Below are 14,113 nucleotides of genomic sequence, written 5' to 3' on the forward strand. Positions count from 1 at the left end.
TGAACCGTTACTTCTTAGGCTTTGCAGCGTTCTTCTTCTGTTTCGGCGGAGCGCTGATGGCTTTCTTGTAAAGCTGCGTGTCACTCAGGTACTTGATGGCTTCGTTCAGCTGCTTGTCGCGCTTGAGCGAGAAGGCCGTGCTGACGGAGTCGTTCACAAATGCCGTGAGAAGTTCGCGCTTGATGCCGTCCTTGATGTAGTCCTTGTTGGCTTCGAACTGGGCATCGCGGTTATCTTCAAGAGCCTTGCGCATTTCGCTGATGCGCTTCACGAGCGTAGAATCAGAGATGGTCTTGGCGCTGTCACCCATGTAGTTCTGTTCACGGATGATGCTCTTTTCAAGCTGGTCCACGCCGACGAGAGCGTTGCTCTTGACCTTCATGAAGTTCGTGTCTTTCTTGCAGAATGCCTTGAACTGCGTGAAGAGAGAATCCGGCACGGTCCATTCGGAGTTCACCTTGACCTGAGCCTTTTCGAGACTCGGACGAATCTTGACGGCGAACTTGAAGTACATGGCCATGCGTTCCTGGACTTGGACAACCCACGGCATCGGATCGAGTTCCACATCGACGTCCGGCTTAATGCCGCCACCGCCGAACATCATGCGGCCGTTGTTCGTGTAGAACGTGTCGCGCTTGGCAGTGTCGGCCTTCACGGAATCAGTCTTGGCGGCGTCTTTTTCTTCATCTTCGTATTCTTCGTCTTGCAGGGTGAGGCCCTTGATGCCGTTTTCAGGCTTGTTGATGCAACGACCGAAGGGGAGGTAGTAGAAAGCTGTTGTGAGCTTGAGTGCGTTGCCAGCATTGTCCAGCGGGAAGATGGTCTGCACGGAACCCTTACCGAATGAGGTCTTACCGACGATCAAGGCGCGGTCCCAGTCTTGCAGTGCGCCAGAGACAATTTCTGCGGCGCTGGCGGAACCTTGGTTCACGAGGACGACCATCGGAACTTCCGGCTTCACGAGCGGAGTCCTGCGGGCGGCACTTTCGGTCTTTTGGGTGCGGCCACGGGTGCTCACGATGACGTTACCCGGCTTGAGGAAAAGTTCACTGATTTCGATAGCCTGGTTCAGAAGTCCACCCGGATTGTAGCGCATGTCGAGGATGAGCTTCTTCATGCCCTGCTTCTGGAGGCTGCGGAGGGCGTTTTCGACATCGCTTGTAGTCTTGTCGCTAAAGGTGGCGAGCTTGATGTAGCCGATGTCTGGAGTGACCATGCCGTAATACGGAACAGCGTGGACGATGATTTCTGCTCTGGTGATGGTGTAGTCCATGAGATCGGGAACACCTTCACGTTCAATGGCGACCGTCACGTCGGTGCCAATTTTACCACGGAGCTTGTTGACGGCGTCATCAAGCGACATGCCCTTTGTTTCTTTGCCATCGATTTTGCGGATGCGGTCCCCAGCGCGGATGCCGAGCTTGAATGCCGGAGTGCCGGAAAGCGGCGAAATAACCGTGAGGATGTTGTCGCGGAGGCTGATCGTGATACCGACGCCACCGAACTTACCTTCCATCGAAACGCGGAGGCTTTCGTAATCCTTGGGCGCGAAAACCGTTGTGTGCGGATCCAAAATGTTTCTGATGCCATTGATGGCGGCGTCCGTGAGTTCCGTCGGGTTGACGTTTTCAACGTATTTGCGGTTGACTTCGGAAAGAACCTTGTTCAAACGCGAAACTTCATCGTAAAAATCTCCAGGAGGAGTTTTCTTTTCGGTTGCAGCGTTCGCGAAGCAAAGCGCGGACAGCGTAGCCATAAATACAGAGCGGAAACAAAAAGATTTAAACATCATGCGATAAAGATACAATTTCCTATAAAAAAACACCACTATATACGGAAAAACCGGCTATGAATAGCCGGTTTTTTTACGAAAGGAGAGAGTATGAAACTTGTTGGGAGCAAAAATTCGTGTTATGCAGCTTCGCAAAGGAGGCGTTCGACGTTGGCTTCGCGGAGCTTGTTCAAGGCGTTTTCCTTGAGCTGGCGCACGCGTTCCTTGGAAAGACCCACCATCGGAGCGATTTCTTTCAAATTCAGGTCGGAATCCATCTTGAAACCGTAATAGAGCTTGATGATTTCTTTTTCCTGACTGGAGAGGTTCTTGTCCATGACCTTGTCGAAAACTTCGGTGCGGTTGTTGCTATCGGCGAGTTCATCGGTACGGCTCTGAGAATCGGAAATGGTATCGCCAAGTGTTGCATCGCCATCTTCGTTGACAGGGGCGTCGAGTGAAGAAGTGGTGTTGCCCATCATCAAAATCTTTTCGATGTCGTTAGCCTTGTACTTGGAAAGGCCTTCGAGCGACTGGGCGTTGACGGTGTAAGTTCCGCCAATGACCTGCTGAACGTCCTTTGCGTGACGGTTGAAACGGCGAAGCATCAGTTCCTTTTCGGCGCTAATGCGGATCATGCGGCCTTTTTCGGAGAGAGCGCGGGTGATGTTCTGACGAATCCACCACACGGCGTAGCTGATAAACTTGATTTTGAGGGAGCGGTCAAAACGGCGAGCCGCTTCAATGAGTCCCATGTTCCCTTCGTTAATCAGTTCCATGATGTCGAGACCGCGACCCTTGTAGAGGTTAGCGATGTTCACGACAAAGCGAAGATTGGAGTTGACCAGCATGTCCAAGGCTGCCTTGTTGCCTTCGGCGGATTTCTGGAGCAATACCGTTTCCTGTTCTCTTGTGAGCAACGGGTAACGAGAAATGTCGTTCAGGTATTGCATGTAGATGTCTTTCTGATCTCGATTGTTAAGGGTTTTCATGGTGACCTCCTCATTTTTACATTATCAAATTTACCTCCAGATTGAATTCCTTGTGTCATTACTTAGAATGGTGCGTGCAAAAGTTAAATTGAGTTTTTGTTAAAAAAGTTCGTGATTTTTGTCACGAAATTGTCATGACGGGCCAAAATAGTGGTCAAATGACTAAATTTTTTAGTATGAATGACAAAGTTTCTACAAATAACACTGAAAAGTGTGAAGGTCTTTTCCAAAGAACTCGTAACAAATTCGCCGTTCTGCAAGAAATCGGCTTTGAACGCAATGAAAACAGGCTTCGTGAGCTCTTGAAAGACGAACGCGACTTGGTTCAGTTCCCTATTCCGCTCTTTTTGCCCGTGTTTTTAGTTTGGCTGTTCATGCTTTTGTTCCCGTTGGTACTTATTCTGGATCCGACAAATGCGCTGAATATGAGTGTGAACATTAAAGGGCTTGTGGGCTTTTATTTGCCCATGCTGAGTACGGTTTTCGTTTTCATTTTGAACCAGAAGTTCTTGGTGCCGCAGCTTGTGTTTAAAAAACGCTATGCGACGTATTTTGTCTGTAATTCCGTTTTAGTGGTGGCAACGTTGTTCTTTAGAGAAGTGGCGTTCTTTGTGATGGAACGTTCTCCGAACGAAGGGGTTGGTGACTTCTTTAGTTCCTATTGTTTCTCGTTTGTTAAAGGACACTTTGGCGTTTGGCCCGTTATATCGTTTACTATCCTTGTTGTGTTTGTTTGCATTCTTTGCGTGCTGTACCACGTGATGTTCCGACAGATTGTGCGTGCGTTTATTTTGCGCGAACAGAAACGCTCGGAATTGCAGTACGAGCTGGATTTTTTGAAAAACCAGCTGAGTCCGCATTTTCTCTTTAATACTTTGAATAACATTTCTGCTTTAATCCAGATTGATCCGAAGCGGGCTGAAAGTTCGATGAACAAACTTTCGCAACTTTTGAGAATGATGCTTTACCAGGTCAAGGACAAGTATATCCCATTGCAAGAAGATGTGGAAATTTTGCAAAAGTATGCGGACTTGGAAAAACTCCGTCTCGATGAAAGTTTTGATTTTGTCTTTGATGTAAAACTTGATAATCCGAACATGATGATAGAGCCGTTGCTGATGATGCCTTTGATGGAAAATGCGATGAAGCATTGTGTGAATCCAAACGGCAAGAGCTTTGCGCATATCACCATTACGCAGGCTGGCGATGAACTCCACTTCCATTCTGAAAATTCCAATTTCCCGAGAAAGTCGAGCCGCAAGGGAAGTGGGCTAGGGCTTTCTACTTTTGAAAAGCGTCTAGATTTAATTTATATGGGAGCTTATGAGTATTCTGTGAATATTGTCGATGATGTTTATATTAGTGACTTGATTATTCATTTGAAAAAATAAAAATCACAAAATTTTTTATTAACCCCTTTACACAATTAAAAAATTATTGTAGTTTATTTATCGCCTTGGGTTATCCTAAGGCGATTTCTTATATAGTTACTTACATTCTTTCATATATCGTTCTCTATATAATCACGGCTGAGTAGGCCGAATCATCAAAAAAATATAAAGGGAAATCCTATGACGTATAGGATGTTTAAGGGCATAGCCTTAGCGGGAGCCTTGTTGGCTTTCAAAGGCTTTGCTTCGGAATGTAAGGGCGTCGCACTGTATACTGACGGTAGCGACAATGGTCAAATGGTTGAAGCGGGGAGAAGTTTCCCGGAGCCGCCGGAATGGAAGGCGAACTGGGGAAACCTTGATGGAATGATTGCTCCGTATATCCGGTTGTCGGGCATTAAGAATGTGCAAGGGGACTGGAAAGGATTGCTTTCGTTTCCTTCGCTTCCGTTGCATGTGGATGGAGGAGTCCTTCGTTTGAAGGTGCGTGCAACGCAAAATGCAAAACTGGGTGTATGGCTGAAGAGCGCTTCATCGGAAAGTGGCGTTTATTATGCAACGCTTACGGCTGATAAAACGCATTCGCTTGAAATTCCGCTTGCAAGCTTTGGTGTAACAGGGGCTTTTGATGTTGCTAATGTGGGCGTGGGGCTGTTCCATGTTCCGCAATATCAATATACGACGCTTTTTATCGATGATGTTGAATTCAGTTGCGTAAAAAGTGGTGCTGCTGGTGGTTCTTTGCCAACGGGAACTGTTGCGGATGCGGTCTCTTGGGAATATGAATTTACCAATGTGGAATCGTGGTCGGAACATCGCGATGCGCGATTGTTGCCTGCGGTAGAGTCTGAATTTAGCGCCGCATACACGCCTCAAGAGAGAAATAATTTCATTGCTACAACGAATGCTGATTTTCTCGTGAGTGAATTCGAGCACATGAAAATCATGAACAATGTTCGTGCGACGGAGATGACTCCTAGAAATTCAAGAATGGTATGGTACGATAACTTGTATTCTGTTGTGCGCAATCGTCTGCGTGAAAATGCGGTGGCGAATCCGAAGCAACTTTATTTTGAGGCCGAAGCGGTTGCCGCAAAATCGGACTATACGGTTATTCCATTGCTTGTTGCTGATTTGGATTATGTCTATAGTGCATGTGCAGATTCTGTATGCTCCATGAATCAGAATGTAAATGCACATTTGCTCATGGCGGGGCTTCCGACGTCGTATGTGCGATGTTCTAAAATAAGTCTTTTGCTTGACCCCTATTTTATTGTGACAAAGCTAAGGGAATTGCCTTCGGTCTCGGTTTGCGTTTCTGGAACGTGTAAGGCTCTTCCGCTAAAGGGGCGGCTCGAACTTGAGTTTCCGTCCTCTGGTATACAGAAGATTGTCGTCATGCTTAAAAATGACGAAAAGGTTGTTGAACAGAATCTGTTTGTGGAGGTGAAATAATGATTCGTTGTTTGTATTTTACTCTTATAGTCTTTTTATCGACTCATTGTTTTGCTGCGATTAAGGATTACCCTTTTTATGTGGATTCTGAGGACCGCTTTTGTCTAAGCACTTTGCTTTTGGCCAAGTCAGGTGTAGATGCTGTTGGGAATCCTTGTGGTGATGGCAAGTTCGTGGTGGGCGTTCGTTTTATGGATGCTCCTGAAGATGGAACATCGCCGTCCGGGATTTATCTGGAACGTCCGTTCTTGATTATTGACGGCATTAATCTTGACCCTGTTGAAAAAAGAACGTTGACGGATTTGCAAAATGATTTGCAACAGGTTGGATTGCCTCAGATTCTCAAGAGTCTTGGTTATACTCCTGTCCTTGTGCAGTTTATGGAAACGGTTCGAACATCGCTTCAGGATAATTCCGAGACCTTGAGACGTTTGCTTTCTTTTTTGAATAACAATCTGCATTTCCCGTTCCCTGGTGCCAAGGACGATGGCTTTGTCATTATGGGGATTAGTCAAGGCGGTGTTATTGGAAGGTATGGTGCTTATTTGTACGATACGCACCGACAAAAAACGGATGCGCCAATTCGCTTGTTCTCGTCGCTGGATTCGCCTCATCAAGGTGCTGTGATGCCTCTTGGGCTTCTTAGTACGGTTGCTTTTTGGGGGCAGGTTGGCGGATCTTCTGCGGCGGAAATGTTTAAGGATGTGTTGATGTCGAAAGGAGCACGAGACCTTTTATTCTATGAGAATACATGTTTTGGGGTGGTCTGTGAATCTCATTTAGGAACGGAAGGAAGGTTTCTCTTCGAAGATTATCGCAAGGCTGCGGAATATAAGGGATTCCCGGCGGTTCTTATTGCACAGGGGCAACTGAAAGGGGAAAGTCCTGCTCATAAGAATGAATATTACCGATTACAGCGTTCTGTAAAGAAAGGGCCGTTTACGTTGGGATCTGTGGTCAGCCGATTGTCGTATTCTGATAAAGATGGAGAAATCAGTTATAACCGTTTAAAGGAAAAGACGGGAAATGCCCAATATAGGGAACGCAAGGGCTCTTCAACGTATGACTTTATTCAGGGCTCGACGTATCCGTTTGCAGCGACTATCTACAATTCGCTTCGAAATGGATTTTTGGATGCCATGCCCGAAAATATGAAGGCTCATGCCCTTTTCTTTGACATTGATTTGGATGCTTCTTGGGAAGAAGATGTGTTGAAACAGGATAGAAGTACTTTTATTCCGACGGTGAGCGCCATGGACATGAAATGCAATGGTGAACTGGCGATGCTTTCGGACTGCGGCTTTACACAATCTCATCAGGGATTCCCGTTTGAAAATCCAGGAGAAAGGAGTACGGCGAATGCGACATTTGCCGTTGATCCGACGCATCCGCGTTTTGCAGAAACGATTAGTGGGCGCCATGTTGAGATGCCTTTTGAAAATGGCGCTTTGAATGCGGCTGTATTGAATGGAATGCAGGTCGATATGTGGCGTATTTTGTGCGAAGTGGCGAAGTACGATTATGATTATGATCTTGGACGGTATAGGAATCCAAAACTGGTCGGCTATTTCTCTCCGAATACGAGTTGCATGGATTGGACAAAAATGCCGGATATGATTCTTAATGCTGGCGCTGTTCAGGAAATACCTTTTGCCTATGCTCGTTATGATTATGACGCTGCTGCGACGGAAAAGAATCCTGTTGTAAAATTTAAGGCTCCGGCGGGCTGGAAAAAGGTGGCGTTATGGGACCATGGTGGAAATATCTTGCCGAATACATCTTTTGAAGTGGACGTCAAGGTAGAAAATCCGAAGGGAAACTGGATGAAGGCTGAGTTGCTTGTCTGCCGATTGAAAAACTGTTCCGGCTTTTTGCAACTTAACGAGGTCTCTGTCCCTGTTGATGGAATGTCCCATACGCTCCGCTGGCAGATGCCTGCAAATGATGGGGCGCTTAATGGAATGCGCTGGTTCCGTCTTGTACTGAATTCGGATGGAGGGGATGTGACTGTCGCAAACCCGCATATGGTATTGAATACCCGTGGTGAAACTCAGGTTCCGCCGAAAATAGCTTCGGCGACAATTTTGCCGAACTCGTATGAGTATTTCCCTTGGGATTCGGATGTCCATGTCGGTCTTTATGCCGATGAACTTGGTTCAGGACTTGAGATTAGGTATAACCGGGCACGCCATGGCGTTTATATTGAATTGGGCAAGATGGTTTCTATGGATGATTATGACAATCTTGTCGTTGATTATTGGCCTGGAACTTGCCAGCGAACACTCGTTTATTTTGACTCAAAAAAGCTTTTGAAATCAAACCTTGATAACGGTAGTTTGCAAAATGGATTTGTTCGAAAAATTTTACCGTTGGATGAAATTATCGATACGGATGTCACTCCGAAAAGCTCCAAATCCGCTCACCGCTTGAATCTGCAGTCAGTGGAGGTGAACGAACGTTGTGTTATTAAATCGATAATGCTGAATTAGCGTGGCTTGTTATGCTAAACGAAATAAGATATATTGTTTGCATAAAACAAATAAGTTGGAGAACAAAATGAAAAAATCAATACTTTTTTGTATGCTGTCTGTGGCAGCTTTGTCGTTGTGCGGTTGCTTGAATCCGCATTTGAGTTCGATGGGGTCGTCTCAGATGATTGTGGCTCATCAGCCTCGTGTCGCTGTTAATGGAGATTCGTCTTCGATGGCGTTGTCAGTTGATGCTTATGGAGGTGCGAAGATGACGGGGCTTAACGTCAAGGATGGCTTTTCTGCTGGCGGAACGGCGGCCTTGAATTATAGACCTCTTGGAGCTGCGTCTCCGTTGTACGTAGAAGCGGCTTTTGGAGGCAAGGGCGGTAAGGCTTCGTTCGATTGCTCGGAAGCGAGCAAGTGCAATGATGGCTATATGGCTTGGCTTGCGTCTTCGGAAGGGAAGAAAAAGTATTCGTTTTGGAGCTTGCAGGAACGTATCGCCATCGGTGCTGACTTTGACGTTGGCCCTATGATTTTGGGACTTGGCGCCGGTATTCAGCTGTTTGAAGGTGGTGGCGATTTCGATGACGTTCGTGACGATCTTGGGAAGATTCTTGCCGAAAATGACGATGAAGGATATGGCGTAAAGCTTTATTCTGCAGCTCGCGTTGGCGCAAGGCTCGGACAGTATGGCGTGATTGCTCTGGATGCGGACTTCATGTGGCTCAAGACGATGAATATCGGCTTCATGCTGAATTACTTCCATCCGTCTGGATTCCATGGCGGTATCTTTGCCGTAGAAAAAGTTGGCTATGGTGTGAATGTCGGCAAGACGTTTAGCTTTTAGCGTATGCTCGCTGAATGAAATGTTGGTCTAGTTTGTTCTGAATATTTCTCTGTTCATATATTTCCTTCATTTCCTTTGAAAATAAGGACCACAAGAATTTTCTTGAGGTCCTTTCTGCGTTTTGGGGAATATAAAAAAGGCTTCGAGCGGATGCTCGAAGTCTTTTTTGTAAAGTCTTGAACGAAGCCCAGAGGACTTCGCGAAAACTCTTACTTGCTGAGGGTCTGAACCTGAACGTCCCAGCTCTGGTTGCCGAGGGCGATACGGTAGGTGCTTGCTGCACCGGCCTTCATGTTCTTGGTGTCGACAGCAGGTGCTGCGTTCGGATCCTTCTTCGGCACGCCAATGTGACGGTTGCCCTTGAGGAATTCGATACCCTTGTTGCCAGCCTTCGTCTGGAGGCAGCCCGTGATGAAGATGGTTTCGTCGTTGACCGGGAGACCATTTTCTTCGAGGAGCTTCTTTGCAGCAGGAATGCCCGGCGGAAGAATTTCTTCTGCGCACTGGACGCCCGGATAGGCTTCCTTGAACGGCTTCATGTTGAACTGGTCAGCTGCAATCTTCACGAGTTCCGGATCCGGTTCGCACGGAGTCTTACCCTGGTAACCGAGGAGCATCTTGCCGTAGCCTTCGGTCATCTTGAACCACGTACCGCGACCGGCAGCCTGGTTCAAGGTGTTCATGTAAGCCTGCTGGAAGTAGAACTGAGAAACCGGCGTCACAGAGGAAGCGAAGCCACCGCGGCGGACGCATTCACTCATGTTTTCGATAACCTTCGGGAAAAGGTGGAAGGTCTTGGTTTCGCGCATCATGAGCGTGTTAGCCGTGAGAGCGCCACCCGGCATCGGGCTGAAGATAACGTCGGTCGTAATCTGACGTGCTTCAGGCGGGAAGTTGTAGTCCTTGAGGCATTCAACAGCGACGTTGTTAGCTTCCATGAGTTCCGGAATGTGATCGTCGACGATGCTGTCTTCACCGAGGGCGAGCTTGTATTCTGTACCCTTGAGGGCGTGGAACATGGAGAAGAGGTCCGGCTGAGCCGTACCGCCAGAAAGCGGCTTGCGGCCGAGGTCGACGCCATCAGCGCCACCTTCGATAGCAGCCTTGTACTGAGCCACACCAGTACCGCAAGTGTCATGGCTGTGGATGCGGAGTTCGACCTTATCGCCAAGGAGCTTACGAGCGCGCTTGAACGTTTCGTAGACCTTGGTCGGGTTCGTCGTACCGGAAGCGTCCTTGAAGCAGACGGAAGCGAACGGAACACCGGCGTCCAAGATGTTGCGGAGGATGCGTTCGTAGAATTCCGGGTTGTGAGCGGCGTTGAGGTCGCATCCCGGAGGAAGTTCCATCATGGTGACGACGACTTCGTGTTCAAGTCCTGCGTCCGTGATGCACTTACCGGAGTAAATGAGGTTGTTGACGTCGTTGAGAGCGTCGAAGTTACGAATACGAGTCATGCCGTGCTTCTTGAACATGTCGGCATGGAGCTTGATCATATCGCGCGGCTGCGGAGCGAGAGCAACCACGTTGATACCACGAGCGAGAGTCTGGAGGCGGATCTTCGGACCGACAACGCGACGGAATTCGTCCATCATGTCGAATGCGTCTTCACCGCAGTTCTGATAGAGAGCCTGGAAACGGGCGCCACCACCTGCTTCGAAGTGGGTGATGCCAGCCTTCACGGCTGCTTCAACGGCAGGCATGAAGTCCTTCATGAACACGCGAGCGCCGAAGATGGACTGGAAGCCATCACGGAACGAGGTGTCTTGGAACAGAATCTTTTTCATAATGTTTTCCTGTGGGATTTAGTCCCTTGTTTTACTGTACAATAAAATACGGGGTCAAAGATAGAAAAGACGAGAGACTAGAGTCGAGTGACGAGGAAAAATGTGGGATGATTTAGAGCTCAAAAATTAGAACTTGGAGCCTGAAGATAGGAATTTGAATGTAAACAAAAGTTTTCTTTTTAAGTGCTGTTGAAACTCTTTAATTCATTGGATCATCAAAAAATACGTATTGTGAAAAATGTATTTTTGTCCTAATCAAATATTACACATCAATTGTGTTGGAATACGGAGTCTTTATGAATAAAAAGTACGCTCTAGCTGTAGCTACTACTTTTCTTGCTGCCGGTTCGGCGTTTGCCGCTCCGTCTGGCGACAGAACCGTGATTACCTGTAGCTTTGACGATATGTTCGGTAATTCCTGCTACTGGCGCTGTCCGGATATGGAGGACACGTATAGAACGGAAAAGAAGGACGATCGTTGCGCCAATGTGCTCTACAGATGCGTCAATTATCCGCGTTCTTTTATGCGTTCGTCTGTTGGTAGTAGTGAAATCTGGATTACGCCGGATAAGTACAACTATTATTTCGGCAAGCTTCCGCAGGAATATGACTGCAGCATTTCTGAAGAAGAACGTGCCCTGCAGGGTTTGCGTCCTACTCAGCCGGTTCAGCAGAACCAGTATGCTTCGAACAAGTACCAGAATACTTCGACATACGATGAGTCGAAGAACCTCTTGATCGACAACCGCGATGGCGAACGCTATTCTACAGTAAAGATTGGTGGCCGCGTCTGGATGGCCGAAAACTTGAAGTTCCGCTTGCCGGAAAGCTACTGCTATGACAACAGTACCCAAAATTGCGAAAACTACGGTAGACTTTATACGTGGAACGCTGCAAAGAAGGCTTGCCCGGATGGATGGAGCTTGCCGATGGGCGATGATCTCAACTACCAGGACTTTAATCTGAACGGCTTTAGAGTAGTTGACGGCGGTTACTATGTCGATGGCGAACGCTATATCGACCTTGGCAACCGTGCATTCTTCTGGCTTGGCGATGAAAAGGGCGGTGACCGCGCTGATGCCATGAGCTTCAGAGGACAGAATCTCGAAACGTTTGCGTTCCAGGGCCGTAAGGCGAATGGCTATTCTGTGCGTTGCATCCAGAATTGGGAAGCGGCATGCAAGGACCGTTTAGGCGGCGTGATGGACAAGACCGGAAAGACTTATAGGACGCTCAAGATTGGCGACCAGGTGTGGATGGCTGAAGACTTGATTCTCGATCGCTTGGACGAAATGGAAGCCAGAAGCCTTGGTCGTGCTTGCCCGAGTGGCTGGCATGTCCCTGAACAGGCTGAATACGAACAGCTTTTCTCGAAGGCTTCTGATTTTGACTTGCGTGCAAACGACAAGCGTGCAAGAACCAATCGCGATGTGAAGGAAAATCCGTGCAGCTTGAATTTTGACTTCAAGCGTGGCTACTGGACGGCCTCCAGCAACGGTAACGAAATGACCTATGTGGACTGGAAGTACAATGCCATTCGTGAAAAGGCTTCTCCGTATTTCAAGCATGGTGACGCTTATACGAATAAGCTCCGTTGTGTGAAGAATGCTCCGTCTTCTGCAAAACCGGCTGTGAAGACGTCTCAGGCTCCTGCTGCTCCGGCGAATAACGTTAAAAATGAGGCGAACAAGACCATCCTCGAAAAGTTCATTTTGCAGGGTGTGACGTTCGGTGTGGGGCAGTCCAAGTTTACGCGCGAATCTTCTGACGGCTTGAACAGACTTGCTAGCCACTTGAGAAACTATAACGGCAAGACGATTGAAATTGTCTCTCATACGGATAACCTTGACCGTCCGGAAAGAAGCCGTGTACTTGCTCTGAAGCGCGCCGAAGAAGTGAAAAGCTACTTGCTGATGGCAGGCCTCTCGGGTCAGGACATCATTGCGACGGGTAAGGGTGGCGATGAACCGCTCGTTCCGAATACAACTCCGGATAACCGCATGAAGAACAACCGTATTGAAGTGTTCGTGTACTCTTATGATGCTCCGATCAAGGCTGCCCAGCCGCAACAGCAGAAGGCTCAGCCGGCTGCCGAAGCCGCTCCGAAAAAGTGCAAGGAACGCGATATGGCTAATAACAAGCTTGGCGAATGTTATTCTTATGTTGAAGGCACCAAAGATCACAGAAGGTGCATGGCCGCTTATAAGAACTTGCTGAACCTTGCTAATTCCAAGTGCAAGTAATTAAAGCTTAAAAAAGAAAAGCCCGCAAAGGGCTTGACAAAGTAATTAAAAAACGCAGCTTTTCGAGCCGCGTTTTTTTGCTATTTCAGAACACCGATTTCTTTGAGAAACAGGTACGTGCAAAGTATTGCCGCCCCGAGCATGATTAGGAGGACGACAACGAATTGCACAGGATGCTCGCGAAAGCTGTATTCAACGTTGGCAAAGGAAAAATACCCGTGAATGAGCGCGCCCACGACGAATACGATGAACATGATGGCGAGAAGTAAAGTCATTGGGACGGGTGCTTTCCTTGTGGTTGCCTGTTAAATGAACATCATCGTGTTGAGCTTTGCGCGGTACTTCCAAGTGAGCTCGTGTTTGGGGCCGAGAACGCCGAAGAGCGTGAGCATCGCCTTCTTGGCTGCGCCGTCGTTCCATTCCGGAGCTTCTACGTACAAGTTCAGGAATGCCTGGAGAGCACTTTCGAAATCTTCGGCGCAGGCGAGCTTGCAAGCTTCGTGATAGACGATAGCTTCTTTACCTTGGACATCCTTCTTGGCAACTTCGGCGTGGAAGTCGAGAAGTTCCAAAAGCGATTTGGCTTCGCGGTACTGGTCGTCGCTTTCGACAAACTTGGAGAGGATATCTTTTGCCTTTGCGGTATCGCCGAGACCAAGGCTTGCTTTTGCCCACAGGAGCTGGAGCTTCTTGTCGTTTGGGTTCTTGGCGAGAGCTTCATCGAGCATCGGGAGCGCTTGGTCGAAGTTCTTTTGTGCAATGGCGTCTTCGAGTGCGGTCTGGAAACGGGCTTCTTCGGAGACGTAGAACTTTTCGAGACGCTTCTTGAGGTCTGCTTCGGGGAGCACGCCCTGGATGACGTCTGCAATCTGGCCTTTGTCGACCACGTGAATCTCGGGGACGGACTGCACGCGGAACATCTGGATAAGGCGCATGTTTTCGCGGTCATCGCAGCTTACGACGCCGAGCGTAAAGTCCATGCTTGTGGAAAGCTGACCTGCCAACTGGGAGTACGGAGCGCAATCCGGATATTCTGCGGAAGAGAAAAGAATCGCGACAGCGCGCGTTTCAGAGGCCTTGATGACCTCTTCTTCAAAATTTTCTGCTGTAATTTGAACTACTTTAGCCATGCGGTTAAATATAGAATTAACTA

General features: G+C 48.0%; 9 protein-coding genes. 5 read left to right on the plus strand and 4 right to left on the minus strand.

Annotated elements, in window-relative coordinates:
- Positions 1-7: 7 nt before the first annotated feature.
- Positions 8-1,756 (minus strand): S41 family peptidase, encoded by a 1,749-nt coding sequence (locus B7991_RS08970; RefSeq protein WP_254917911.1) that lies wholly within the window; start codon positions 1,754-1,756, stop codon positions 8-10.
- A 155-nt stretch (positions 1,757-1,911) separates the two neighbouring features.
- The gene (locus B7991_RS08975; protein ID WP_088630519.1) at positions 1,912-2,763 is read right to left on the minus strand and encodes an RNA polymerase sigma factor RpoD/SigA; all 852 of its coding nucleotides are present in this window, start codon (positions 2,761-2,763) and stop codon (positions 1,912-1,914) included.
- Between the two features lie 176 nt (positions 2,764-2,939).
- Here B7991_RS08975 and B7991_RS08980 point away from each other — a divergent pair, with 176 nt between their 5' ends.
- From B7991_RS08980 to B7991_RS08995, 4 genes are all read left to right on the plus strand, one after another.
- Positions 2,940-4,154 (plus strand): sensor histidine kinase, encoded by a 1,215-nt coding sequence (locus B7991_RS08980; protein ID WP_254917912.1) that lies wholly within the window; start codon positions 2,940-2,942, stop codon positions 4,152-4,154.
- Positions 4,155-4,376: 222 nt separating this feature from the next.
- Positions 4,377-5,609, plus strand: a complete 1,233-nt coding sequence (locus tag B7991_RS08985) for a hypothetical protein (RefSeq protein WP_217898051.1) — start codon at positions 4,377-4,379, stop codon at positions 5,607-5,609.
- Positions 5,610-5,728: 119 nt separating this feature from the next.
- Positions 5,729-8,098, plus strand: coding sequence for a hypothetical protein (locus tag B7991_RS08990; RefSeq protein ID WP_254917913.1), 2,370 nt, complete (start codon positions 5,729-5,731; stop codon positions 8,096-8,098).
- Positions 8,099-8,165: 67 nt separating this feature from the next.
- Positions 8,166-8,930 carry a hypothetical protein gene (locus B7991_RS08995; RefSeq protein ID WP_088630523.1) on the plus strand — a complete coding sequence of 255 codons (765 nt, stop codon included), beginning with the start codon at positions 8,166-8,168 and terminating at the stop codon, positions 8,928-8,930.
- 209 nt (positions 8,931-9,139) lie between these two features.
- Here the strand turns inward: B7991_RS08995 and B7991_RS09000 are convergent, their stop codons facing one another.
- Positions 9,140-10,717 carry a biotin attachment protein gene (locus tag B7991_RS09000; protein WP_088630524.1) on the minus strand — a complete coding sequence of 526 codons (1,578 nt, stop codon included), beginning with the start codon at positions 10,715-10,717 and terminating at the stop codon, positions 9,140-9,142.
- 296 nt (positions 10,718-11,013) lie between these two features.
- Between B7991_RS09000 and B7991_RS09005 the strand changes: the two genes are divergently transcribed.
- The gene (locus tag B7991_RS09005) at positions 11,014-12,960 is read left to right on the plus strand and encodes an FISUMP domain-containing protein (protein ID WP_088630525.1); all 1,947 of its coding nucleotides are present in this window, start codon (positions 11,014-11,016) and stop codon (positions 12,958-12,960) included.
- A gap of 305 nt (positions 12,961-13,265) precedes the next feature.
- Here the strand turns inward: B7991_RS09005 and B7991_RS09015 are convergent, their stop codons facing one another.
- Complete coding sequence (locus tag B7991_RS09015; protein ID WP_088630527.1) at positions 13,266-14,090, minus strand: tetratricopeptide repeat protein; 825 nt, start codon at positions 14,088-14,090, stop codon at positions 13,266-13,268.
- Between the last annotated feature and the right edge of the window lie 23 nt (positions 14,091-14,113).

The organism is Fibrobacter sp. UWB3 (assembly GCF_002210405.1).
Classification (GTDB): Bacteria; Fibrobacterota; Fibrobacteria; order Fibrobacterales; family Fibrobacteraceae; genus Fibrobacter.

What these genes read in the sequence shown, in the direction of transcription:
- B7991_RS08970 (WP_254917911.1), bottom strand. Translation starts at nt 1,756, where the DNA reads ATGGCTACGCTGTCCGCGCTTTGCTTCGCGAACGCTGCAACCGAAAAG.
- B7991_RS08975 (WP_088630519.1), bottom strand. Translation starts at nt 2,763, where the DNA reads ATGAAAACCCTTAACAATCGAGATCAGAAAGACATCTACATGCAATAC.
- B7991_RS08980 (WP_254917912.1), top strand. Translation starts at nt 2,940, where the DNA reads ATGAATGACAAAGTTTCTACAAATAACACTGAAAAGTGTGAAGGTCTT.
- B7991_RS08995 (WP_088630523.1), top strand. Translation starts at nt 8,166, where the DNA reads ATGAAAAAATCAATACTTTTTTGTATGCTGTCTGTGGCAGCTTTGTCG.
- B7991_RS09000 (WP_088630524.1), bottom strand. Translation starts at nt 10,717, where the DNA reads ATGAAAAAGATTCTGTTCCAAGACACCTCGTTCCGTGATGGCTTCCAG.
- B7991_RS09005 (WP_088630525.1), top strand. Translation starts at nt 11,014, where the DNA reads ATGAATAAAAAGTACGCTCTAGCTGTAGCTACTACTTTTCTTGCTGCC.
- B7991_RS09015 (WP_088630527.1), bottom strand. Translation starts at nt 14,090, where the DNA reads ATGGCTAAAGTAGTTCAAATTACAGCAGAAAATTTTGAAGAAGAGGTC.